The sequence below is a fragment of the Pseudomonas antarctica genome (assembly GCF_900624995.1).
Lineage (GTDB): Bacteria > Pseudomonadota > Gammaproteobacteria > Pseudomonadales > Pseudomonadaceae > Aquipseudomonas > Aquipseudomonas antarctica.
In genome coordinates this window covers 15,299-37,509 of sequence record NZ_UYXQ01000017.1, presented here as the reverse complement: position 1 = coordinate 37,509, position 22,211 = coordinate 15,299, and the positions used below count along the sequence as shown (strand labels likewise).

Genomic DNA, 22,211 nt, shown 5'->3' with positions numbered 1-22,211 from the left:
GGCCATAATGCCGGGCTTTTTTGTGGGCAATGAATTGTGGTCAAGTCGTTGGAACTCAATGCGCCGATCATGCCACGCAGTCAGTGTGAGGAATTTGCCTCTCTTACCTGTCGGAGATATTACATGAGCATTGGAGCAATAGCCGGTCTCGCGGGCCCAGCTGTAGGTCTCGTTGGCGAAGTATTAAAAATGGGCACCGAGATCGCCAAAATGGCCACTCAAATGGTCAAATCGCAATCGGGCAATAAAGAGGGTGGCGGTGATCAACACAAGATCGCGCATGAAGCTATGCAGAGCAAGGAACGTGTGAATTTTTCGAACAGCGAATCGACAAGCAACAAAGTGAACATCAACTTCTCTTAAAAACAGTGTCAGCTCCCTGCGCACCTCCTGCGCCCATGGACCTGTCTGAGGCAGGCGGATACCTGTCCGCCTCGCCACAGCGCCCCCTCAAGTTCCCCGTCAAACCCGCCGATGCCCTAATGTTCCTTTGACTGCCATCACCAGATTGCCAATACTCATGGCATATTGAGGCCACCCGCACGGAACAAGGAATGCCCCTTTGAAGCTGGAACTCAAAAACAGCTTGTCGGTGAAGTTGCTACGGGTTGTGCTGCTGTCGGCATTGATCGTGGGCGTGGCGCTGAGCGCGGCGCAAATCGTGTTCGATGCCTACAAGACACGCCAGGCCGTGGCCGGTGATGCCCAGCGCATCCTCGACATGTTTCGCGACCCCTCGACCCAGGCCGTGTACAGCCTGGACCGCGAGATGGGTATGCAGGTGATCGAAGGCTTGTTTCAAGACGAAGCCGTGCGCATGGCCTCCATCGGCCACCCCAACGAAACCATGCTCGCGGAAAAAACCCGCGCGCTGCAGCAATCGCCCACCCGCTGGCTGACCGACCTGATTCTTGGCCGGGAACGCACCTTCACTACTTCATTGGTCGGCAAAGGCCCCTACAGCGAGTATTACGGCGACCTGCGCATCACCCTCGACACGGCCACTTATGGCAAAGGCTTTCTGGTCAGCTCGGTGATCATCTTTATTTCCGGTGTGTTGCGTGCCCTGGCCATGGGCCTGGTGTTGTACCTGGTTTATCACTGGCTGCTGACCAAGCCGTTGTCGCGGATTATCGAGCACCTGACCTCAATCAACCCAGACCGCCCCAGCGAACACAAAATTCCCCAGCTCAAAGGCCACGAACACAACGAGCTGGGGCTGTGGATCAACACCGCCAACCAACTGCTTGAATCCATCGAGCGCAACACCCACTTGCGCCACGAGGCCGAGTCCAGCCTGCTGCGCATGGCCCAGTACGACTTTCTCACCGGCCTGCCCAACCGCCAGAAGTTGCAGGAGCAACTGGACAAGATCCTCACCGACGCCGGCCGCCGCCAACGTCGCGTTGCGGTGTTGTGCGTGGGGCTCGATGACTTCAAAAGCGTCAACGAACAGTTCACCTACCAGGCCGGCGACAAATTGCTGCTGGCCCTGGCCGACCGTCTGCGAGCCCACAGCGGTCGCCTCGGCGCCTTGGCGAGGTTGGGCGGCGACCAGTTTGCGCTGGTGCAGGCCGACATTGACCAACCTTACGAAGCCGCCGAACTGGCGCAAAGCATCCTGGACGACCTGGAAGCCGAATTCGCCTTTGAGCACGAGCAGATTCGCCTGCGCGCAACCATTGGCATCACCCTGTTCCCCGAAGACGGCGACAGCACCGAGAAGCTGCTGCAAAAAGCCGAACAAACCATGACCTTGGCCAAGAGCCGTTCGCGCAACCGCTATCAGTTCTATATCGCCAGCGTCGACAGTGAAATGCGCCGGCGCCGCGAACTGGAAAAAGACTTGCGCGATGCCCTCAGCCGTGACCAGTTCCACTTGGTGTACCAGCCGCAGATCAGCTACCGCGACCACCGGGTGGTCGGCGTCGAAGCGCTGATCCGCTGGCAACACCCGGAGCACGGCCTGGTGCCGCCCGACTTGTTCATCCCACTGGCAGAACAGAACGGCACGATTATTCCGATTGGCGAATGGGTGCTGGACCAGGCCTGCCGGCAATTGCGCGAATGGCATGACCTGGGCTTCACCACGCTGCGCATGGCGGTCAACCTGTCCACCGTGCAGTTGCACCACACCGAGCTGCCACGGGTGGTCAACAACCTGATGCAGATCTACCGCCTGCCGCCGCGCAGCCTTGAACTGGAAGTGACCGAAACCGGCCTGATGGAAGACATCAGCACCGCCGCCCAGCACCTACTGAGCCTGCGGCGTTCCGGGGCACTGATCGCGATTGATGACTTCGGCACCGGCTATTCATCCTTGAGCTACCTCAAAAGCCTGCCGCTGGACAAGATCAAGATCGACAAGAGCTTCGTCCAGGACCTGCTCGATGACGACGACGATGCAACCATTGTGCGCGCCATCATCCAACTGGGCAAAAGCCTGGGCATGCAGGTGATCGCCGAAGGCGTGGAAACCGCCGAGCAAGAGGCCTACATCATTTCCGAGGGCTGCCACGAAGGTCAGGGTTACCACTACAGCAAACCATTGCCGGCCCGAGAGTTGGCCGCTTACCTGAAACAGTCCGAGCGCAATAACGCAGCGATTCTCTGAAATAACAAAACGATACTAAATATTTCCCGCGTATAACCCTTTACACAGAATGCAAATCCTTCGCATTATGTCGCAGCTTTTGCGCTCCCCCGAGCGCCCTATCAACAACCGAAGCAGGATGTTCGCCATGATTCGTATGCCCCTGGCCACCGCCAGTCTGCTGGCCATTGCCATTTCTCTCGCCGGTTGCGGCGAAGGTAAAGACAAGGCCGCCGCGCCTCAAGCGCCGACCCCGACTGCCAGCACTGCCGCTCCAGCGGCTGCCACCCCAGTAGGCCAGGTCGACGAAGCAGCCGCCAAGGCCGTGGTCGCGCACTACGCTGACATGGTGTTCGCGGTGTACAGCGATGCCGAATCTACGGCGAAGACCCTGCAAACCGCGATCGATACTTTCCTCGCCAACCCGGACGACCAAACCCTGAAAGCGGCACGTACCGCTTGGGTGGCCGCGCGCGTGCCGTACCTGCAGAGCGAAGTGTTCCGTTTCGGCAACACCATCATCGACGACTGGGAAGGCCAAGTGAACGCCTGGCCCCTGGACGAAGGCCTGATCGACTACACCGACAAATCCTACGAGCACGCCCTGGGTAACCCAGGCGCCACCGCCAACATCATCGCCAACACCCAGATCCAGGTCGGCGAAGACAAGGTCGACGTCAAGGAAATCACCCCGGACAAACTCGCCAGCCTCAATGAGCTGGGCGGTTCCGAAGCCAACGTCGCCACCGGCTACCACGCCATCGAGTTCCTGCTGTGGGGCCAAGACCTCAACGGCACCGGCCCTGGCGCGGGCAACCGTCCTGCCTCCGACTACATGACCGGTGATGGCGCCACTGGCGGCCACAACGAGCGCCGTCGCACTTACCTGCGCGCGGTGACCCAACTGCTGGTCAGCGACCTGGAAGAAATGGTCGGCAACTGGAAACCCAACGTCGAAGACAACTACCGCGCAACCCTGGAAGCAGAACCGGCTACCGACGGCCTGCGCAAAATGTTGTTCGGCATGGGCAGCCTGTCCCTGGGCGAGTTGGCCGGTGAGCGCATGAAGGTTTCCCTGGAAGCCAACTCGCCGGAAGACGAGCAGGATTGCTTCAGCGACAACACCCACAACTCGCACTTCTACGACGCCAAAGGGATTCGTAACGTCTACCTGGGCGAGTACACCCGTGTAGACGGCAACAAAATGACCGGCGCCAGCCTGTCGTCCCTGGTGGCCAAAGCTGATCCGGCGGCTGATGCAGCGTTGAAAGCTGACCTTGCGGCCACCGAAGCGAAGATCCAGGTCATGGTTGATCACGCCAACAAGGGTGAGCACTACGACCAATTGATCGCCGCGGGTAATGATGCGGGCAACCAGATCGTGCGTGACGCCATCGCTGCGTTGGTCAAGCAGACGGGATCGATCGAGACGGCCGCAAGCAAGCTGGGTATCAGCGACTTGAACCCGGATAACGCTGATCACGAGCTCTGATCTCGCATTCTGAGCAGTGGTGAGTTGAATGAGGCGACCTTCGGGTCGCCTTTTTTATGCGCCCTCTCGCCGCCCAAAGACCTCTGTGGGCGTTGGCTTGCCTGCGATAGCGGTGGGTCAGGCAGCTAAGTTGGCGAATGGCACACCGCCATCCCAGGCAAGCCAGTTGCCACCGTTGATCCTCATTGACCTCAGGCTTCAGGTTTACATGCCCTGCACCGCAGGTAGAATGGCGCCTGTCCTCCAGCACCCGAGCAAACTTCATGGCGTTGCCGACCCTACGCATCATCGGTTTCATCATCGGCATCTTCCTGATCACCCTCGCGATCGCCATGGTCATCCCGATGGCCACCCTGGTGTTCTTCGAACGCACCGGCGACCTGCCCTCGTTTCTGTGGGCCAGCCTGATCACCTTTCTCGCAGGCCTGGCCCTGGTCATCCCCGGCCGCCCCGAACACGTGCATCTGCGCCCCCGGGACATGTACCTGCTGACGGTCAGCAGTTGGCTGGTGGTGTGCATCTTCGCCGCGCTGCCCTTTTTGCTGACCCAGCACATCAGCTATACCGACTCCTTCTTCGAAAGCATGTCCGGCATCACCGCCACCGGCTCTACCGTATTGAGCGGGCTGGACAGCATGTCCCCTGGCATCCTGATGTGGCGCTCGCTGCTGCACTGGCTCGGCGGCATCGGCTTTATCGGCATGGCGGTGGCGATCCTGCCGCTGCTGCGCATTGGTGGCATGCGCCTGTTCCAGACCGAATCCTCGGACCGCTCGGAAAAGGTCATGCCGCGCTCGCACATGGTGGCGCGCCTGATCGTGGCCGCGTACGTGGGCATCACCATTCTCGGCAGCCTGGCGTTCTGGTGGGCCGGAATGGGCTTGTTCGACGCGATCAACCACGCGATGTCGGCGATTTCCACCGGGGGCTTTTCCACTTCCGATGAATCCCTGGCCCACTGGAAACAACCGGCGGTGCACTGGGTCGCCGTGGTGGTGATGATCCTCGGCAGCTTGCCGTTCACCCTGTACGTCGCCACCTTGCGCGGCAACCGCCGGGCGCTGATCAAGGATCAGCAAGTGCAAGGCCTGCTTGGTTTGCTGCTGGTGACCTGGCTGGTGCTCGGCACCTGGTACTGGTGGACGACCAATTTGCATTGGTTGGACGCGCTGCGTCACGTGGCACTGAACGTCACGTCCGTGGTGACCACCACCGGTTTTGCACTGGGGGATTACAGCATCTGGGGCAACTTCTCACTGATGTTGTTCTTCTATCTGGGCTTTGTCGGCGGCTGCTCGGGCTCCACGGCGGGCGGGATCAAGATATTTCGCTTCCAGGTTGCCTACATCCTGCTCAAGGCCAACTTGAACCAGCTGATTCACCCGCGCGCCGTGATCAAGCAAAAGTACAACGGCCACCGGCTCGACGAAGAGATCGTGCGCTCGATCCTGACCTTTTCGTTTTTCTTCGCCATCACCATCTGCGCCATTGCCCTGGCCCTTTCGCTGTTGGGGCTGGACTGGATGACCGCACTGACCGGCGCCGCCAGCACTGTGTCGGGCGTTGGCCCGGGCCTGGGCGAAACCATCGGCCCGGCCGGCAACTTCGCCAGCCTGCCGGATGCGGCCAAGTGGATCTTGTCATTTGGCATGCTGCTGGGGCGACTGGAGATCATTACAGTCTTTGTTCTGTGCATTCCGGCGTTTTGGCGGCACTGACAGTCGACGCGTCCAGCAACCGCGCCCGGTATTCGCCAGGCGTGGCGTCGAACCAACGACGAAACGCGCGGAAGAAATTGCTCGGGTCGGCAAAGCCCAACAGGTAGGCGATTTCCAGCAGGGTCATGCCCGGCTGCGCCAAGTATTGCTCGGCAAGTTCGCGACGGGTGTCGTCGAGCAACGTTTGGAAACTGGTGCCCTCCTCCTGCAAACGCCGCTGCAAGGTGCGCTGGGACAGGTGCAACGTCTGGGCGACCACTTCGCGCTTGGGTTCGCCCTGAGGCAGCAGACGGCACAGCACCTGGCGCGCCTTATGGGTCACGCGGCTCTCGGAAAACCGCGCGAGGTATTCACCGGCAAACCGATCATGCAACAGCGCCATGGCCTCGTTCGCGGTGGGCAGCGGCGCATCCATGTCCGCTTGCTCGAAAATCAGTGCGTCATAGGGCGCATTGAACTCCAGGGGGGCATGAAAGACCTGTTTGTAAGGCGCCAGGTCCGCCGGTTGCTCACCTTGCAACACCACCTTGCGCGGTTGCAGGGTGCGCCCAGTCAACCAGCCGCACAGAGCCAAGGCACTGGCCAGCGAGGCTTCGGCGCTTTGCCGGGTGGGCGGCAAGTGATCACCATGCACTGTCAGAATCAATGCATAGCCTTCGGGTAAGAGTCGGAAACTCAGGTCGGCACTTTCGGCGATGATGCGCTGGTAGCGCACCAGGCGCATAAAGCCTTCGGCTAAGGTGTTGCTGGACATCAGCGCATAACCGGCCACATGAAACGACGCCGGGCGCACCACCTTGCCCATGTTCAAGCCAATCGCCGGGTTACCCGACAGCTCCACGGCCCGCTGCCACAGCCGGGTCATGGAGTCCTGCGGAAAACGTGCGTCAGGATCCCTGAGGGCGGCGTAATCCAGACCCAACTGTTTGAACAAGACACGGCAGTCCAGGCCGTCCATTTCCAACGCCTTGACTATCCCCATCGCCCAGCTTGCAGAAGTTGTTCGTTCGCTCATGGCGTCTTCTTAAAAAAGCAGGCTTAAACGGCAGCCAGGAAGCCAAGGATACTAAAGTGGCATCTATTGTCACTGGCTGTTACCACTGATCACTCTAGACTCAAATAAGCTCCCCGCCGAACATCTGTTGGGCGGCACAACCACCCAAGGGCCGGCCAACGTGGAAAACATCAAACAATTCAATAGCTTCGCCGAGTTCTACCCTTACTACCTGAGCGAGCATGGCAACAGCACCTGCCGGCGTCTGCACTTTATCGGCACGACGCTTGTGATCGGCATTCTGGCGTATGCCATCGGCAGAGGTTCACTGGGCTTGCTGCTGGCCGTGCCGGTCGCCGGCTACAGCTTTGCCTGGATCGGCCACTTCTTCTTCGAAAAGAACCGCCCGGCGACCTTTCAACACCCGTTCTACAGCTTGCTGGGCGACTTTGTGATGTACCGCGACATGGTTCTGGGCAAAGTGCCTTTCTAAAAAGAAAGCCGTCAGGCCTGTGACCTCTTGTCACTTGCTTAAAAAATGAAAATTCGTACATCCGTCTACATAAAATTCTTTTTGTCATTTTTAGTGCTGTATCCTGCCAAGGCTTTTTGAGAGCGCGCAATTACCTGAGATTGATAAAACAGACCTTGCGAGGAGCGACGACAATGCACGAGATACCTAATCTCCCCTTCCCAAGCCTGCACCCAACTGAGCAGCCAACACCCCAGCAGGCCAGTAACAAAAAGCCTGACGCCAAAGAAGCAAAACCAGTCGACAGCAAACGCCAGGACTGACGCCGTACCAGACCGTGTGGAAAGCGTACCATTGAGCGCTTTCCACACTGCCTGAATCACCCGAGATGCCCGCCATGACTGATACCCTCCCCGACGCCGCCGTTCTCGACGCTGCCTTGCAGATGATCGACGTCTGGAACCGCCTCAGCCCCGAAAAACAAGCTTTACTGCTCAAGCGCTTCGGCACCCAGGAAAACGCCCTGGCCGCCCTGGTGACTACACAAATGCTGGCGCCCGCCATCTCCTGATGCGCTTGATCTGAAGTTTTTGCTGTGTTGGCGCCCCGCCTGGCCCCAGCACCGGTATCATTAGCAGCCTATCTTTACCTGCTGCGACAGTGGACCACTCCCATGCCAGATACCCAGCGCCCCATGGCGGTCACGCTGCAAGTCGTTTCCATCGTGTTGTTCACCTTCATCGGTTACCTGAATATCGGCATTCCCTTGGCCGTGTTACCAGGTTATGTACACAGTGAACTGGGCTATGGCGCGGTGATTGCTGGCTTGGTGATCAGCGTGCAATACCTGGCCACACTGCTGAGCCGCCCGTATGCCGGCAAAATCATTGATAACCTGGGTAGCAAACGCGCGGTATTGATCGGTTTGTTGGGCTGTGGCCTGAGTGGCGTGTTCATGCTGCTGGCAGCGTGGTTTTCCAGCCTGCCGGCCTTCAGCCTGGTCAGCCTGCTCATCGGGCGGCTGGTACTCGGCAGCGCCGAGAGCCTGGTCGGCTCGGGTGCCATCGGCTGGGGCATTGGCCGGGTCGGCGCGGCCAACACAGCCAAGGTCATCTCCTGGAATGGCATCGCCAGCTACGGCGCACTCGCCGTCGGCGCACCGCTTGGGGTGGTGCTGGTCAGCCATTTTGGATTGTGGAGCATGGGCGTCAGCATCATTCTGCTGGCGGTACTGGGCGTGCTCTTGGCCTGGAACAAAGTCGCGGCGCCGATTGTGGCCGGTGTGCGCCTGCCGTTCATGAACGTGCTGGGCCGCGTGTTGCCGCACGGCTGCGCCTTGGCGCTGGGCTCGATTGGCTTTGGCACCATCGCGACTTTTATCACCCTGTATTACACCACCCAGCATTGGGACAACGCGGTGTGGGCGCTGAGCCTATTCGGCGCCAGCTTTATCGGCGCACGCCTGCTGTTCGGCAGCTTGATCAACCGTATCGGTGGCTTTCGCGTGGCGATTGCCTGCTTGTCGGTGGAAATCCTCGGCCTGCTGTTGCTGTGGCTGGCACCGGATGCTCACCTGGCCCTGGCTGGCGCGGCGTTAAGCGGGTTTGGCTTTTCCCTGGTGTTTCCGGCGCTGGGGGTGGAGGCGGTCAACCTGGTGCCGGCCTCCAGCCGTGGTTCGGCGGTGGGGGCTTATTCGCTGTTTATCGATTTGTCGCTGGGCATTACCGGCCCACTGGCGGGTGCGGTGGCGGCAGGCTTCGGCTTTGCCTCGATCTTCCTGTTCGCCGCCCTGGCAGCCGCCGGTGGCTTGCTGCTAAGCGTCTACCTGTACCGGCAAGCGCCCAAGGCACGCGAGGCGCGTGACGCCTAGAAGTCGACCTTGCCGCGCCCGGCCTTGATGCTGCCGCGCTTGGTCTTGGATTCGAGGCGGCGCTTTTTCGAGCCCAAGGTGGGCTTGGTCGGGCGGCGCTTCTTCTCGACCTTGGTGGCACTGAGGATCAACTCCACCAAGCGCTCCAGCGCATCCGCGCGGTTCTGCTCCTGCGTCCGGTATTGCTGGGCCTTGAGCACCAGCACACCTTCGCTGGTGATCCGGCTGTCACGCAGTGCCAGCAGCCGTTCCTTGTAAAAGTCCGGCAACGACGACGCCGGAATATCAAACCGCAGGTGCACCGCACTCGACACCTTGTTGACGTTTTGCCCACCAGCGCCTTGGGCGCGAATGGCGGTCAGCTCAATCTCGGCGTCGGGCAGCTGCACGTTGTTGGAAATGACCAGCATCACTGAAAAACCTTAGGCAACGGACAAGCCCAACTCGGATAACAACATCGACGCCTGGGCTTTGGAAATCACGGCGCCTTTGAACAGTTTGGCATCATTGAGGCGAAAACCGCTCAAATCCGCACCGCGCAAGTCGGCACCGGCAAAGTTGGCGCCGTTGATGCGGGCGTGGGCAAGGCTGCAGTCGATCAATTCGGCCTTGCGAAAGTCAGCATCCGACAAGTCGCTGTCGGAGAAATCCAAGTTATTCAGCACGGTTCGGGCAAACGACAGCCCGGACAAAAATGCACTGTTGAGCCGGGTTTCGCTGAAGCTCAACCCCAGCGACGCACAGTGGGTAAAGTTGGCACCGGTCAACTTGCAGTGGGCAAAACTGGCCTGGGACAGTTTGCTGCGCTGCCAACGGGTGTTGTTCAGGTCGCAACGGTTGAACTGCGCCTCCAACAGGTTCGCCGCCTCGAATATGGCGTGGGCTGCGCGGCAACTGGTCCATTGAGTGCCTTCAAGGCGCGAACCCAGAAACGAGGTTTGGACCAGGATGCAGCGCTCGAACACCCAGTGGTCCAGCACCATGCGCGACAGGTCGGCGCCACTCAAGTCGACGCCAACCAGGCGCAACGGCCCGCTGTGCTGGTCGAGCAAGTCTTCCAGCGCATCGCGCTGCAAGCTGCCGCCGTCGATGTCGGTGTGCTGCATGAGGCCTCCGGGGCAAGGGTCGATAAAAACAAGGTCGCGAGTTTACCCTGTCGACGCCCACAAAAAACCCGGCAAGGCGCCGGGTTTTCTGTGGATGCGATGCGGCTTACTTCAACGCCGCACTCGTCGCGGTCAGCGCCGCTTCGGCGCTGCGCTTGTTCTTGATCCAGTAGCACAGCCCCATGAACGCCACCCACACAGGGATTGCGTACACCGAACGGTCAATGCCCGGGATCATCAACATGGTCCCCAGGATAAACACCACGAAGGCCACGCAGAGGATGTTGCCGTACGGGTACCACAGCGCCTTGAACAACGGCACTTGGCCGGTGCGGTTCATGTGCTGGCGGAACTTGAAGTGCGAGAAGCTGATCATCGCCCAGTTGATCACCAGCGTGGCAACGACCAGCGACATCAACAGTTCCAGCGCGTGTTGCGGGATCAGGTAGTTCATCAGCACGGCCACCAGGGTGATCGCCGCTGAAGCAAGGATCGAGCGCACTGGCACGCCGCGCTTGTCAATTTTCGCCAAGGCCTTGGGCGCGTCACCCTGCTCTGCCATGCCCAGTAGCATGCGGCTGTTGCAGTAGGTGCCGCTGTTGTACACCGACAGCGCCGCAGTCAGTACCACGAAGTTGAGGATGTGCGCGGCGGTGTTGCTGCCTAGCATCGAGAACACCTGCACGAACGGGCTACCGCTGTAGGCATCGCCCGACGCGTTGAGGGTTGCCAGCAGGCTGTCCCACGGCGTCAGCGACAACAGCACCACCAGTGCGCCGATGTAGAAAATCAAGATGCGGTAGATCACCTGGTTGATCGCCTTGGGGATCACGGTGCGTGGCTGATCGGCTTCGGCCGCCGTAAAGCCGAGCATTTCCAGGCCACCGAACGAGAACATGATGATCGCCATGGCCATCACCAAGCCGCCGACGCCGTGGGGGAAAAAGCCGCCGTGGTCCCACAGGTTGCTCACCGACGCTTGCGGACCGCCGCTGCCGCTGGCCAGCAAATAGCTGCCCAGGGCGATCATGCCGACGATGGCCACCACCTTGATAATGGCAAACCAGAATTCGGCCTCGCCGAAAACTTTGACGTTGGCCAGGTTAATCAGGTTGATCAGTACGAAGAATACCGCCGCAGAGACCCAGGTCGGGATCTCCGGCCACCAGTAATGTACGTACTTGCCGACAGCCGTGAGCTCAGACATGCCCACCAGGATGTACAGGATCCAGCAGTTCCAGCCCGACAGAAAACCGGCGAAACCGCCCCAGTACTTGTGGGCAAAATGACTGAAGGAACCGGCAACCGGCTCTTCGACGATCATTTCGCCGAGTTGGCGCATGATCATGAAGGCGATAAAGCCGCAGATGGCATAGCCCAGAATCATCGACGGGCCGGCAGATTTGAGCACCCCGGCCGAGCCCAGAAACAGGCCGGTGCCGATGGCGCCACCGAGGGCGATCAACTGGATATGCCGATTTTTCAGGCCGCGTTTCAGCTCGCCGGAAGAGGAATGGGGTCCACTCATGAAAAAGGTCTCACGCAAGGTTTGATGATGTTGAATGCACGTAGCTGTCTTGAATGTCGACTCAAGCAGCGCCGCTCAAACCCCAGCGCAGGCACCAGGAGTACAGCGTCTTTCTAACGGTCATGCGTCACCTGTTTGTTTTTATCTGTGACGAAATCGAACCCGTCCGGCTCGTAGTCGGGCGGAGTAATCAGGGTGGGTAAACCCTGGGTCTTGGCCATTTGCGTGGTTACGCAAGGGGGGTCACAGTAAAACGCGGCGCATTGTACACCGCTCGACAGCTTCGGGCCGCCTCTGCAGACCGCCCGCGACAATCTGTCAGAGATTCCTTACAGCGATACACGCACCTGAAATGCCTGGGCCATAGCGTAAATGATGCGTTACACAGCGTAAAACCAGCGTTACAGACAGCTCAATCAGTCACCCACCAGAAAATTGTCGGCAGAAAAACTTTGATCAATCGGTTCAGCCAGCTCGCTGTTTTTTCTGGAAAAATATAAGCCACGAAAAAACAGAAGAAAAAATCCAAATGAAACCGTGTCAATAAATTTTTTGCATTCCTAAACACTCTCGCCTAGGTTCTTCCACTTGCCCAGCGAAGCCCGCTGGCAAGCCGTTATCAAACAACGTCCTCTAGGAGATACACCATGCAAGCACTGGAAAACGACCTGGAAACCGAACTGCAACTTGACGATTGGTTTGAAGCGCCGACCCATGAGGCCGCCGTTGAAATGATGCAAGCCGATGCCGTTGTGCCATTTGGCACCGCGATGTGGCCTTTCTAACACCCGGCAGGCACTCGGCAGGTGCTGTGCACGGCACTTGCCCCCCTTACCCAAGGCACAGAAGGACACCCGTCATGGACAAGGCCCGCGCCGTCGAACACTTTCTCTACTACCTCGCGCACCACCCGGCCCTCAGCGGCCTGAGCCGTCCTACCGTGTTGCTGGGCCATACCGAGCGCTACGACGCTATCGCCCAAGCGATCACCCACGGCAGCGCTGCCCGCTTTAATTTCCAGGTGCAGCGCCTCGACCTGGCCGCCAGCGACACCCTGGCCCAGGCCATCGAAGCCTGCGACCTGTACCTGTTTCTCTACGACTCCTCGACCCTGCCCAACCCACGCGCCGAAGGCCCGGACTTTATCCGCGCCCTGCAAGGCGTGATGGCTGAGCACTGGAAGAAGTCACTGCTGTTCAAGGATTACGGCGACTACTTTTACGACACGTTCAGCGTCGAGCCGCAGCGCATCGCCGACCTCAACGCCACGCTGATCCGGCGCATGTCCCAGGCCAACGTGCTGAGCTTTACCGACAAGCACGGCTCGCGCCTGCAAGCGCCGATGAGCAGCATCAAGAAGTGGACCAATATCAACGGCATCGGCAACCACGACCTGGCGCCGGGCGAGATCGCCACCCACAGCGAGGCCATCAACGGCCAAGTGCGGTTCGTTGGCACCTTTCTGAGCACCATCCCGTTTGCGCGCAAATACGGCGTGCTGCAATCACCGTTGGAACTGTGGATCGAGAACTCGACGATTTGCAGCGTGGCCAGCGACGTGCCAGGGCTGGCGGATGACTTCAACAAATACCTGAACGCCAACCCGTCCAACCGCCGCGTGGAGGAACTGGGGATTGGCACCAATGAAGGGGTCAAGGATTTGTACGCACGCAATGCCGGGTTTGAGGAGCGCCATTGCGGTTTGCACCTGGGCTTGGGCGGCGGACAGAAAGGCAGCCATCACTTGGATTTGATCTTTGCCAGCGGGGTGTTGGCACTGGATGACAAGCCCGTGTTTGATGGGACGTTTGCATTTTAGAGCCCAACGACTAAAAACACCGAAGACCACTGCGGGAGCTGGCTTGCCTGCGATGGCATCACCGCAGCCTGGCTGACAGACCGAGGTGTCTGCCTCGCAGGCAAGCCCCACAGTTGATTGGGTCAGCACATTTGAGACCAAAAAAAACGCCAACCCTAAGGTTGGCGTTTTTGTGCCGCCGTTACATCACTGCGGCTTCTTGCGACCAAAACCAGGCCGCTGACCGGAACCCGCAGGGGCGCCACGGCGCTTGCCCGATGGTTCGTCGGCGACCAGTTTCAGGCCTGGGCGCTTTTTCGGTGCGGGCTTGGCTGGAAGCTTGGTGTTGGCGCTGTCGGCTGGGCGATCGGAGGCCGGAGCACCACGGCTTTCGCCACGGTTGCCACGACCGCCGCTTGGCGCTTCACCGCCACGCGCAGGGCGCGGCGTGCGCGGTGCACGCTCGCCTTCCTGGCGGGACGGGGCGGTTGGGCGACGCTCACCTTCGATGTGCGGCTCACGGGAGATACGACCACCGCTGGCCGGTGCATTCAGCGCTGGGCGCAGGGTGCGGGCAACACGTTCGGTACGCGCCACAGGCCGCGACGATTTACGCTGCATACGCTCAAGCTTGTCTTTGCTCTTGGCGTTCATCTGCGGCATAGCGACCGGCGTCAGGCCGACTTCAGCGCTGAGGATGTCGACTTCGTACTGGCTCATTTCGCGCCAGCGGCCCATCGGCAAGTCGGAGTTCAAGAACACCGGACCGAAACGCACGCGTTTCAGGCGGCTGACCACCAGGCCCTGGGATTCCCACAGGCGACGTACTTCCCGGTTACGGCCTTCCATCACCACGCAGTGGTACCAGTGGTTGAAACCTTCGCCGCCTGGCGCCTGCTTGATGTCGGTGAACTTGGCCGGGCCGTCTTCAAGGACTACGCCGGCTTTCAAGCGCTCGATCATCTCGTCATCGACTTCGCCACGTACACGCACAGCGTATTCGCGGTCCATTTCGTAGGACGGGTGCATCAGGCGGTTGGCCAGCTCACCGTCGGTGGTGAACATCAGCAAGCCAGTGGTGTTGATGTCCAGACGGCCGATGTTGATCCAGCGGCCTTCTTTGGGCTTGGGCATCTTGTCGAACACAGTCGGACGGCCTTCCGGGTCGTCACGGGTGCAGATCTCACCGTCAGGCTTGTTGTACATGATCACGCGGCGCACCGATTCGGCGGCCTCTTCACGCTTGATGACCTTGCCATCAATGGTGATTGCATCGTGCAGGTCAACGCGCTGGCCAAGGGTGGCTTCAACGCCGTTGACCTTGATGCGCTTCTGGGTGATCCAGGCTTCGACGTCGCGGCGCGAGCCCACGCCGATACGCGCCAGCACCTTTTGCAGTTTTTCGCCTGCTGGGCCGATTTCCTGGCTGTCGTTCTGGTCTTGGTCGTTCATCTTAAGCACCTCCCGGTGGGTCGATTCAGGCGTGGCCTGAAGAGTGTTGAAAGCGGGGCTTTGGGCGAATACGTCGCCAAAGGGTCGCGAATCATACGCGCATGGCGCGCGTTACGCATCAGAGACTAGTCGATAAGGCTCAAGTCATTTGCTTTTCCGCCGACCGGTGGCGCCCAGGGCCAGCAGGCGTAGCTCGGCTTCGGCCAGTACCGTGCGTTTGTCGACTTTGTCGAGTTTTTTCCAGGCGCGGATTTCGCGCTTGCTGCGGCCACAGCCGACGCAGATGTCGTCGGTGAATTTACAGATGCTGATGCAGGGGTCTTTGGTGGAGCTCATGGCAATCCTCTGAGTTCGGCCCCGCGCGCAACCTGGGGCCGATCAAAAATGCAGGCGCCCAAGGTCGGCCGTGAGGCTTGTATCAAGGAAGGCGCTTGACGGTGAATACCTTACCCGTCTTGGACAGCTTGCCTTGCCAGTCTTCTGCATTGCACTTCAACTTAACCAAGATCGGAATCGCAGTGCCGTCGTCATCCTTGAATTCAATGGGCTTGCAGCCCTGAGGTAGTGTATTGGATGCGCCGATCCACAGTGCGTCAGAAGAATCAAGGCGATAGTAGACGGGACGTTCTACGCCCGTAGGCCCGGTACTCAGGCCAATAGCACCAGTGGCGTCAGTGCCCGCGATGATAGTGACGCGGACATCACCACTGAGCGGGTTACGAGTCACTGTCGCCGCATAAGCCGAGGAGAAAACAGCCGAACCGATTAAAACCATTGCGCCCAGCGAGGCCGTGAAGTGCTTGCGAGTGTTTTTCATGATGGGTCATCCATATCAAAAGAGAGGGGATTACAACCACCACGAATGAAACGGCACAGGCGTAATGGCGTTCGGCGAGTAAACGCCGCGCGACGCCGCACAACAACTGTCAGAACTAACAGGTACAGCGCCGCTTGCGGCCCTGCCTCACCGATAGATCAGGGCTCAAACGAACGGCGCTCGTTTTCGATGGCTTCGGCCAAGGCTTGTGCTTCGGCCTCTTCGTCACTCAATTGGGGTTGGCTCAAGGCGGCGACGGCGGCCAGGAGTTTTTCGCGAGCTTCGGCCACACCGAGGATGTCTTCATCGGGCTCAATTTCGGCTTCGGCTTCGGCTTCAATACCGACCTCAGGCCTGCTTTCAACATCCACCTGAGTTTCCGGCTCAGCCGCACCATCACGCAGCAAGTCGTCGAAGTCGGTCTTGATCCCCTGTTCCATGTCGTCCAATTCCAGCAACAAGGTGTGGAAGCTGGTTTCGTCCTTCGGCTCTTCCGGCTCGGCCGTGGCGTCGGCCAATTCCTGAAGGCTGGCCGGGACCGGCGCGTCGTCAAAGTCCAGAACTGGCTCGGCTTCCATCTCGCGCAGTTCGGCCAACGGCGGCAGGTCATCGAGGTTTTTCAGGTTGAAATGGTCGAGGAACACTTTGGTGGTGGCAAACATCGCCGGTTTGCCGGGCACGTCACGGTAGCCGACGATGCGGATCCACTCGCGTTCCAGCAGCGTCTTGACGATATGACTGTTGACCGCTACGCCGCGCACATCCTCGATTTCGCCCCGCGTGATCGGCTGGCGATAGGCGATCAACGCCATGGTCTCAAGCATCGCACGGGAGTAACGCTGCGGGCGCTCTTCCCACAAGCGGCCGACCCATGGGGAAAACTTCTCACGAATCTGCAAGCGATAACCCGACGCCACTTCGCGCAGCTCAAACGCACGGCCGTCGCAGGACTTGCGCAGGATCTCCAGGGCCTTCTTGAACACAGGTGGCTCAGGGCGCTCGGCCTCTTCAAAGAGTTCGAACAGGCGCTCCAGGGATTGCGGCTTACCCGAGGCCAGGAGAAAGGCTTCCAGCAGCGGCGCCAGTTCGCGGGGTTCAGTCAAATTCATCGATTCAGCTCTTTATTCGGCTCGCGCCCGCACGTGGATAGCCGCAAAAGGCTCATTCTGGACCAGCTCGACCAAGGATTCCTTGACCAGTTCAAGCACCGCCATAAAGGTCACCACCACCCCCAGACGCCCTTCTTCTTTGGTGAACAGCTCGACAAAGGGTACAAAACCGCCGCCCTTGAGGCGCTCAAGCACATCACTCATGCGCTCGCGGGTCGACAGGGCCTCGCGGCTGACCTGATGGCTTTCAAACATATCGCCACGGCGCAGGACTTCGGCCATGGACATCAGCAGTTCTTCCAGGCTCACGTCCGGCAACAACTTGCGCGCCCGGGCTTCCGGGGCGTCGAGCTTGGGCACCACCACATCACGGCCAACGCGGCTCAAGCCGTCGATGCCTTCGGCAGCCGCCTTGAAGCGCTCGTACTCTTGCAGGCGGCGGATCAGTTCGGCGCGGGGGTCGTCTTCTTCGGCCTCAATGGTCTCCGAGCGCGGCAACAGCATGCGCGACTTGATCTCGGCAAGCATGGCAGCCATCACCAGGTACTCGGCCGCCAGCTCCAGGCGCACCGTCTGCATCAACTCGACATAACCCATGTATTGGCGGGTAATTTCCGCCACCGGGATATCGAGGATGTTGATGTTCTGCTTGCGGATCAGGTACAGCAGCAAGTCCAGCGGGCCTTCGAAGGCTTCAAGGAACACCTCCAGAGCGTCCGGCGGGATGTACAAATCCAGCGGCATTTCCAGGACTGCCTGGCCATAGACCATGGCAAAGGGCAGTTCCTGCTGGGCGCCGGCCTGGCTGTCGACGGTTTCCACGACCGACATTCAGGCCTCGACCCTAAACGGCGTCGGGTCGCCGCAGCCCACGCGCACCACTTGCGGCTCGCCGTCGGCCAAGTTGATCACCGTGGAGGCCTTGTTGCCGCCGTAGCCGCCGTCGATGATCAGGTCGACGTGCTTTTCGAGCAGCCGGCGCATTTCATAGGGGTCATACAGCGGCTCGGTTTCACCGGGCAGGATCAACGACACACTCATCAACGGCTCACCCAGCTCCGCCAGCAACGCCAGGGCAATCGGGTGCTCCGGCACGCGCAGGCCAATGGTGCGTTTTTTCGGGTGCAGCAACAGGCGTGGCACTTCGCGTGTGGCGTTGAGAATAAAGGTGTAGGGCCCCGGCGTGTGGGCCTTGAGCAGGCGGAAGGTGCCAGTATCGACCTTCGCGAATAGCCCAAGCTGGGACAAGTCGCTGCAGATCAGCGCGAAGTTGTGGTTCTTGTCCAACTCACGCAGGCGTCTGACCCGTTCAACCGCACTCTTGTCACCGATCTGGCAACCAATGGCGTAGGACGAATCAGTTGGGTAGATCACCACGCCACCGGCGCGAATGATCTCCACGGCCTGTTTAATCAGGCGCGCTTGAGGGTTTTCCGGATGAATCTGGAAGAATTGACTCACGTGTTCTACCTGTTCAGACGGTGGCAATAATGGGGTCATGTTTGAATCGCCCCCACAAAAGCGGCAGGTCTTCCGGGACCTGGCGATACTCGCCAATCTCGGACCAGCCGCCTGGGCCATGAAAATCACTGCCGGCGCTGACCAGCAGACCAAATTCGCGCGCAAGAATCGCCAGGCTGCCCACCTGTTCGGCGGGTTGGTGCCCGTTGACCACTTCAATTGCGTGGCCGCCCGCTCCAATATAGTCGGCAATCAGTTTGCGGCGCTTGCTGCGGGTGAAATCGTAATGCCAGGGGTGCGCCAGGCTGACCCAGGCCCCAGCGGCGCGCAGGGTGCCGACGGTGTCTTCCAGGGTCGGCCAATGTTGCTTGACGTCACCCAACTTGCCGGCGCCCAGCCATTTGCGAAAGGCTTCGGCGCGGTCCTTAACAAAACCTTCACGCACCATCCAATCGGCAAAGTGCGGCCGGGCGGGGGCGTTGCCGCTGTCACCCAATTCCTGCTGGATGGCGCGAGCGCCATCGAGGGCATTGGGCATGCCTTTAAGGCTGAGTTTGCGGCTTATTTCTTCGGACCGCAGCCAGCGGCCATCGTGCAATTGGGCGATGGCCGCGACCAACGGCGCCGCGTTTTGATCAAAGCCGTAACCGAGCACATGAATGGTGGCGCCGCCCCAGGTGCAGGACAATTCCACACCGTTGACCAGCTGCATACCCAGAGCATGGGCCGCTTCGCGGGCTTCATCGAGGCCTTCGAGGGTGTCGTGGTCGGTCAACGACAGGACTCGCACGCCTTTTTCAAACGCACGCGCAACCAGTACCGCAGGCGCCAGGGCGCCGTCGGAGGCCGTACTGTGGCAGTGCAAATCAACATTCACGGAAGTGTGTAACCTCAAGTCAGCTGGCGCTTTCGCTACCAAGGATGTTTGTTATTATGCCGCCACATCCAGCTTCTGGCTCTTACTGTGAAACAATTCATCGACTTCATCCCGCTGTTGCTGTTTTTCATCGTTACCAAACTCGACCCCAGGGTCACCGATATTGCCGGTCACGAGCTGACATTCGGGGGCATCTACAGCGCTACCGCCGTGCTGATCATCAGCTCTATCGTGGTCTACGGCTCCATCTTCATCTCCCAGCGCAAATTGGAAAAAAGCCAGTGGCTGACTCTGGTTGCCTGCCTGGTATTCGGCGGCCTGACCCTGACCTTCCACAGCGAAACCTTCCTTAAATGGAAAGCCCCCGTGGTGAACTGGCTGTTCGCCCTGGTCTTCATCGGCAGCCACTTCATCGGTGATCGCCTGCTGATCAAGCGGATCATGGGCCACGCGCTGACCCTGCCGGAGCCGATCTGGACGCGCTTGAACGTGGCCTGGATCGTATTTTTCCTGTTCTGCGGCGCCGCCAACCTGTTCGTCGCCTTTACCTTCCAGGCCTACTGGGTGGACTTCAAGGTCTTCGGTAGCCTAGGCATGACCGTATTGTTCCTGATCGGCCAAGGTATTTACCTGTCGCGCCACCTGCATGACACCGCCCCTACCACGCCGAAAACCGAGGACTGACATGCTCTACGCCATCATTGCTACCGACGTTGCCAACTCGCTGGAAAAACGCCTGAGCGTTCGCCCGGCACACCTCGAGCGCCTGAAAGTGCTGCAAGCCGAAGGCCGCATGGTACTCGCCGGCCCGCACCCGGCCGTGGACAGCAATGACCCGGGCGATGCCGGTTTCACCGGCAGCCTGATCGTCGCCGAGTTCGCCTCACTGGCCGATGCCCAGGCCTGGGCCAAAGCCGACCCGTATGTGGCGGCGGGCGTCTACGCTGATGTGCTGATCAAGCCGTTCAAGCAAGTCCTGCCTTAAGCGAGCGGTATGGAGTGAAGTCGCGCCGAACCAATTGCGTCCGGCGCGCTCCTAATTGCTCATTATTCCCGGTAACCTGCCGACAACGTTCTGAATATTCGTGTGGAATCAGGAGTTCCGATGCGCTTACGTCAGTTGTGTCTGTTGGCAGTGTTAATGATCGGGGCTACGGCCCACGCTGAAGAAACCTCGAACACCGGCAGTTCCACGCCTCTGTCTTTGAGTGTCGGCAGCCAGATCACCGAGTTGCAGCAACGTTTGAAAGAAAGCGAACGGCTGCGTGAAGAACTGAGCAAGCAACTGCAATCCGCAGACGCTGCCAGCGAAAGCACCCAACTGAGTCGCTTGCGCCAGGAGAACCAACGCCTGGCCCAGCAACTCAAAGAAACACAGGGCGGCGCCTTGACTCGCTGGCTGACCGAGCAACAGCAATGGTTTGTCACCGGTGGCGCCGTCGCACTGATCGCTTTGCTGTGCGGGATCTTCGCCAGCGGTGGGCACCGTCGCCGTCGACAATGGCTAAATTGAGTGAGTCATGAGCGAGCTGTTACTGATAGATGATGACCAGGAGCTCTGTGAGCTGCTGACCAGTTGGCTGAGCCAGGAAGGTTTTCTGGTGCGTGCCTGCCACGACGGCTTGAGCGCGCGCAAAGCCTTGGCCGACAGCGCCCCTGCGGCGGTGGTACTCGACGTGATGCTGCCCGACGGCAGTGGCCTGGAGTTGCTCAAGCAATTGCGCAACGATCACCCGGAGTTGCCGGTGCTGATGCTCTCGGCGCGTGGCGAGCCACTGGATCGCATTCTCGGTTTGGAACTGGGTGCCGACGACTACCTGGCCAAGCCCTGTGATCCACGCGAACTGACTGCTCGCCTGCGCGCCGTACTGCGCCGCAGCCACCCGACCGCCGTGTCGACCCAGCTGGAACTGGGCGACCTGTGCTTTAGCCCAGTGCGCGGTGTGGTCACCATCGATGAACAGGAATTCGCCCTCACCGTCTCCGAAAGCCGCCTGCTCGAAGCCTTGCTGCGCCAGCCCGGCGAGCCGCTGGACAAGCAGGAACTGGCGCAGATCGCCCTGGGCCGCAAGCTGACCCTTTACGATCGCAGCCTGGACATGCACGTCAGCAACCTGCGCAAGAAAATCGGCCCGCACCCGGATGGCCGGCCACGGATCGTGGCGTTGCGTAGTCGCGGTTACTACTACAGCCTCTGAACGTAACACCGCTCCCCTGTGGAGCTGGCTTGCCTGCGATGGCATCAACTGGGTGCCACTGAAAAAACCGAGGTGTCCGCATCGCAGGCAAGTCAGCTCCCACAATTAATCGCCTGCGGCTCGATGGTTTTGTCAGCCCCCACCAAAACCCTCTTTACCCAAGCTTTACCCACACCTGACCGCCGCTGACCTTGATCTCCGTAATCTACTCACATCCGGACTCACCGGAATAGAGACAGGAGAATCACCATGCGCAAGACCCTTATCGCTCTGATGTTCGCCGCTGCCCTGCCAACCGTTGCCATGGCCGCCATGCCAGAAGGCCCAGGCCCGATGGGCGGCCCTGAAGGCCACATGATGGGTGGCCCGGGCCACGGCGGTGAACACGGTCCGCGGGGCAAAGGCGGCCCCTTCAGCCAGCTTGACCTGAGTAAGGAACAGCGCCAGCAGATCGGCAAACTGATGGGCGATCAATGGCACGCTCGCAAAGACCTGGTCAAAAAGTACCTGGACAAACTCCCAGCCGCTGACCAGAAAGCCATGCAGGATGAGATCGCCGCCGGCAAACAGAAAACCCAGGCCGACATCCGTGCCGTGCTGAAACCCGATCAACAGAAGAAATTCGACGAGATCGTCAAAAAACAAGCCGAGCGCCGCGCCGAGTGGAAGGAATTCCAAGCCTGGAAAGCCCAGCAGCCGCAAAAAGCGCAATAATGCTCTAGCTTT

General features: G+C 59.8%; 25 protein-coding genes. 14 read left to right on the top strand and 11 right to left on the bottom strand.

Annotated elements, in window-relative coordinates; all coding sequences use genetic code 11:
* Positions 1 to 123 precede the first annotated feature (123 nt).
* The 4 genes from E0F99_RS12780 (at position 124) to E0F99_RS12765 (ending at position 5,803) form a co-directional block, all read left to right on the top strand.
* Positions 124 to 363 carry a hypothetical protein gene (locus E0F99_RS12780; RefSeq protein WP_130908786.1) on the top strand — a complete coding sequence of 80 codons (240 nt, stop codon included), beginning with the start codon at positions 124 to 126 and terminating at the stop codon, positions 361 to 363.
* A gap of 199 nt (positions 364 to 562) precedes the next feature.
* Positions 563 to 2,614, top strand: coding sequence for a putative bifunctional diguanylate cyclase/phosphodiesterase (locus E0F99_RS12775; RefSeq protein WP_083357046.1), 2,052 nt, complete (start codon positions 563 to 565; stop codon positions 2,612 to 2,614).
* 127 nt (positions 2,615 to 2,741) lie between these two features.
* Positions 2,742 to 4,085 carry an imelysin family protein gene (locus E0F99_RS12770; protein WP_083357045.1) on the top strand — a complete coding sequence of 448 codons (1,344 nt, stop codon included), beginning with the start codon at positions 2,742 to 2,744 and terminating at the stop codon, positions 4,083 to 4,085.
* A 263-nt stretch (positions 4,086 to 4,348) separates the two neighbouring features.
* Positions 4,349 to 5,803, top strand: coding sequence for a TrkH family potassium uptake protein (locus tag E0F99_RS12765; RefSeq protein ID WP_083357044.1), 1,455 nt, complete (start codon positions 4,349 to 4,351; stop codon positions 5,801 to 5,803).
* On the opposite strand, the gene E0F99_RS12760 is transcribed toward E0F99_RS12765, so the two are convergent.
* Positions 5,760 to 6,818, bottom strand: coding sequence for an AraC family transcriptional regulator (locus E0F99_RS12760; protein ID WP_083357043.1), 1,059 nt, complete (start codon positions 6,816 to 6,818; stop codon positions 5,760 to 5,762). The genes E0F99_RS12765 and E0F99_RS12760 overlap by 44 nt on opposite strands.
* A 160-nt stretch (positions 6,819 to 6,978) precedes the next feature.
* Here E0F99_RS12760 and E0F99_RS12755 point away from each other — a divergent pair, with 160 nt between their 5' ends.
* The 3 genes from E0F99_RS12755 to E0F99_RS12750 all read left to right on the top strand — a co-directional run bounded on the left by E0F99_RS12755 (position 6,979) and on the right by E0F99_RS12750 (position 9,139).
* On the top strand, positions 6,979 to 7,290 hold the full coding sequence (locus E0F99_RS12755; protein WP_083360368.1) for an Mpo1-like protein: 312 nt from the start codon (positions 6,979 to 6,981) through the stop codon (positions 7,288 to 7,290).
* 376 nt (positions 7,291 to 7,666) lie between these two features.
* A complete protein-coding gene (locus E0F99_RS30005) occupies positions 7,667 to 7,840 on the top strand; it encodes a hypothetical protein (RefSeq protein WP_165447614.1) in 174 nt (57 codons plus the stop codon).
* 102 nt (positions 7,841 to 7,942) lie between these two features.
* Positions 7,943 to 9,139 carry an MFS transporter gene (locus E0F99_RS12750; RefSeq protein ID WP_083357041.1) on the top strand — a complete coding sequence of 399 codons (1,197 nt, stop codon included), beginning with the start codon at positions 7,943 to 7,945 and terminating at the stop codon, positions 9,137 to 9,139.
* Here E0F99_RS12750 and arfB read toward each other — a convergent pair.
* From arfB to E0F99_RS12735, 3 genes are all read right to left on the bottom strand, one after another.
* Positions 9,136 to 9,549: an alternative ribosome rescue aminoacyl-tRNA hydrolase ArfB gene (arfB, locus tag E0F99_RS12745; RefSeq protein WP_024077108.1), complete on the bottom strand. Its 414-nt coding sequence runs from the start codon at positions 9,547 to 9,549 to the stop codon at positions 9,136 to 9,138. The genes E0F99_RS12750 and arfB overlap by 4 nt on opposite strands.
* Positions 9,550 to 9,561: 12 nt before the next feature.
* Positions 9,562 to 10,245, bottom strand: coding sequence for a pentapeptide repeat-containing protein (locus tag E0F99_RS12740; RefSeq protein WP_083357040.1), 684 nt, complete (start codon positions 10,243 to 10,245; stop codon positions 9,562 to 9,564).
* 106 nt (positions 10,246 to 10,351) lie between these two features.
* Positions 10,352 to 11,773, bottom strand: a complete 1,422-nt coding sequence (locus E0F99_RS12735) for an amino acid permease (RefSeq protein ID WP_083357039.1) — start codon at positions 11,771 to 11,773, stop codon at positions 10,352 to 10,354.
* A gap of 647 nt (positions 11,774 to 12,420) precedes the next feature.
* Here E0F99_RS12735 and E0F99_RS30000 point away from each other — a divergent pair.
* Together E0F99_RS30000 and E0F99_RS12730 are read left to right on the top strand one after the other, a co-directional pair.
* Positions 12,421 to 12,558 carry a hypothetical protein gene (locus E0F99_RS30000; protein WP_003175756.1) on the top strand — a complete coding sequence of 46 codons (138 nt, stop codon included), beginning with the start codon at positions 12,421 to 12,423 and terminating at the stop codon, positions 12,556 to 12,558.
* Positions 12,559 to 12,632: 74 nt separating this feature from the next.
* Complete coding sequence (locus E0F99_RS12730; protein WP_083357038.1) at positions 12,633 to 13,592, top strand: CgnE/CgnB domain-containing protein; 960 nt, start codon at positions 12,633 to 12,635, stop codon at positions 13,590 to 13,592.
* Positions 13,593 to 13,778: 186 nt separating this feature from the next.
* Here the strand turns inward: E0F99_RS12730 and rluB are convergent, their stop codons facing one another.
* The 7 genes from rluB to E0F99_RS12695 all read right to left on the bottom strand — a co-directional run bounded on the left by rluB (position 13,779) and on the right by E0F99_RS12695 (position 19,287).
* Complete coding sequence (gene rluB / locus E0F99_RS12725; protein ID WP_130908785.1) at positions 13,779 to 15,023, bottom strand: 23S rRNA pseudouridine(2605) synthase RluB; 1,245 nt, start codon at positions 15,021 to 15,023, stop codon at positions 13,779 to 13,781.
* Positions 15,024 to 15,167: 144 nt separating this feature from the next.
* A complete protein-coding gene (locus E0F99_RS12720; RefSeq protein WP_083357036.1) occupies positions 15,168 to 15,359 on the bottom strand; it encodes a DUF1289 domain-containing protein in 192 nt (63 codons plus the stop codon).
* Positions 15,360 to 15,441: 82 nt separating this feature from the next.
* Positions 15,442 to 15,840, bottom strand: coding sequence for a hypothetical protein (locus tag E0F99_RS12715; protein WP_083357035.1), 399 nt, complete (start codon positions 15,838 to 15,840; stop codon positions 15,442 to 15,444).
* Positions 15,841 to 15,998: 158 nt separating this feature from the next.
* Positions 15,999 to 16,949 (bottom strand): SMC-Scp complex subunit ScpB, encoded by a 951-nt coding sequence (scpB, locus tag E0F99_RS12710; RefSeq protein WP_083357034.1) that lies wholly within the window; start codon positions 16,947 to 16,949, stop codon positions 15,999 to 16,001.
* 12 nt (positions 16,950 to 16,961) lie between these two features.
* On the bottom strand, positions 16,962 to 17,660 hold the full coding sequence (locus E0F99_RS12705; protein WP_173667140.1) for a segregation and condensation protein A: 699 nt from the start codon (positions 17,658 to 17,660) through the stop codon (positions 16,962 to 16,964).
* Positions 17,661 to 17,780: 120 nt separating this feature from the next.
* The gene (locus tag E0F99_RS12700) at positions 17,781 to 18,410 is read right to left on the bottom strand and encodes an L-threonylcarbamoyladenylate synthase (RefSeq protein WP_130908787.1); all 630 of its coding nucleotides are present in this window, start codon (positions 18,408 to 18,410) and stop codon (positions 17,781 to 17,783) included.
* Between the two features lie 13 nt (positions 18,411 to 18,423).
* Entirely contained in the window at positions 18,424 to 19,287 is an 864-nt protein-coding gene (locus E0F99_RS12695; RefSeq protein WP_083357031.1) for a PHP domain-containing protein, read from the bottom strand.
* Positions 19,288 to 19,374: 87 nt separating this feature from the next.
* On the opposite strand from E0F99_RS12695, the gene E0F99_RS12690 reads away from it, so the two are divergent.
* The 5 genes from E0F99_RS12690 to E0F99_RS12670 all read left to right on the top strand — a co-directional run bounded on the left by E0F99_RS12690 (position 19,375) and on the right by E0F99_RS12670 (position 22,199).
* Positions 19,375 to 19,971 (top strand): septation protein A, encoded by a 597-nt coding sequence (locus tag E0F99_RS12690; RefSeq protein ID WP_083357030.1) that lies wholly within the window; start codon positions 19,375 to 19,377, stop codon positions 19,969 to 19,971.
* Between the two features lies 1 nt (position 19,972).
* Entirely contained in the window at positions 19,973 to 20,272 is a 300-nt protein-coding gene (locus E0F99_RS12685; RefSeq protein WP_083357029.1) for a YciI family protein, read from the top strand.
* Positions 20,273 to 20,392: 120 nt separating this feature from the next.
* A complete protein-coding gene (locus tag E0F99_RS12680) occupies positions 20,393 to 20,800 on the top strand; it encodes an SH3 domain-containing protein (RefSeq protein ID WP_083357028.1) in 408 nt (135 codons plus the stop codon).
* Positions 20,801 to 20,807: 7 nt separating this feature from the next.
* Complete coding sequence (locus E0F99_RS12675) at positions 20,808 to 21,485, top strand: response regulator transcription factor (protein ID WP_083357027.1); 678 nt, start codon at positions 20,808 to 20,810, stop codon at positions 21,483 to 21,485.
* 249 nt (positions 21,486 to 21,734) lie between these two features.
* Positions 21,735 to 22,199, top strand: coding sequence for an LTXXQ domain protein (locus E0F99_RS12670; RefSeq protein ID WP_083357026.1), 465 nt, complete (start codon positions 21,735 to 21,737; stop codon positions 22,197 to 22,199).
* Positions 22,200 to 22,211: the final 12 nt, after the last annotated feature.

Coding starts and splice junctions, on each gene's coding strand:
- E0F99_RS12730 (WP_083357038.1), top strand. CDS start 12,633: ATGGACAAGGCCCGCGCCGTCGAACACTTTCTCTACTACCTCGCGCAC.
- E0F99_RS12670 (WP_083357026.1), top strand. CDS start 21,735: ATGCGCAAGACCCTTATCGCTCTGATGTTCGCCGCTGCCCTGCCAACC.
- E0F99_RS12685 (WP_083357029.1), top strand. CDS start 19,973: ATGCTCTACGCCATCATTGCTACCGACGTTGCCAACTCGCTGGAAAAA.
- E0F99_RS12780 (WP_130908786.1), top strand. CDS start 124: ATGAGCATTGGAGCAATAGCCGGTCTCGCGGGCCCAGCTGTAGGTCTC.
- arfB (WP_024077108.1), bottom strand. CDS start 9,549: ATGCTGGTCATTTCCAACAACGTGCAGCTGCCCGACGCCGAGATTGAG.
- E0F99_RS12720 (WP_083357036.1), bottom strand. CDS start 15,359: ATGAGCTCCACCAAAGACCCCTGCATCAGCATCTGTAAATTCACCGAC.
- E0F99_RS12750 (WP_083357041.1), top strand. CDS start 7,943: ATGCCAGATACCCAGCGCCCCATGGCGGTCACGCTGCAAGTCGTTTCC.
- E0F99_RS12680 (WP_083357028.1), top strand. CDS start 20,393: ATGCGCTTACGTCAGTTGTGTCTGTTGGCAGTGTTAATGATCGGGGCT.
- E0F99_RS12760 (WP_083357043.1), bottom strand. CDS start 6,818: ATGAGCGAACGAACAACTTCTGCAAGCTGGGCGATGGGGATAGTCAAG.
- E0F99_RS30005 (WP_165447614.1), top strand. CDS start 7,667: ATGACTGATACCCTCCCCGACGCCGCCGTTCTCGACGCTGCCTTGCAG.
- E0F99_RS12715 (WP_083357035.1), bottom strand. CDS start 15,840: ATGAAAAACACTCGCAAGCACTTCACGGCCTCGCTGGGCGCAATGGTT.
- E0F99_RS12735 (WP_083357039.1), bottom strand. CDS start 11,773: ATGAGTGGACCCCATTCCTCTTCCGGCGAGCTGAAACGCGGCCTGAAA.
- E0F99_RS12740 (WP_083357040.1), bottom strand. CDS start 10,245: ATGCAGCACACCGACATCGACGGCGGCAGCTTGCAGCGCGATGCGCTG.
- E0F99_RS12770 (WP_083357045.1), top strand. CDS start 2,742: ATGATTCGTATGCCCCTGGCCACCGCCAGTCTGCTGGCCATTGCCATT.
- rluB (WP_130908785.1), bottom strand. CDS start 15,023: ATGAACGACCAAGACCAGAACGACAGCCAGGAAATCGGCCCAGCAGGC.
- E0F99_RS12675 (WP_083357027.1), top strand. CDS start 20,808: ATGAGCGAGCTGTTACTGATAGATGATGACCAGGAGCTCTGTGAGCTG.
- E0F99_RS30000 (WP_003175756.1), top strand. CDS start 12,421: ATGCAAGCACTGGAAAACGACCTGGAAACCGAACTGCAACTTGACGAT.
- scpB (WP_083357034.1), bottom strand. CDS start 16,949: ATGAATTTGACTGAACCCCGCGAACTGGCGCCGCTGCTGGAAGCCTTT.
- E0F99_RS12765 (WP_083357044.1), top strand. CDS start 4,349: ATGGCGTTGCCGACCCTACGCATCATCGGTTTCATCATCGGCATCTTC.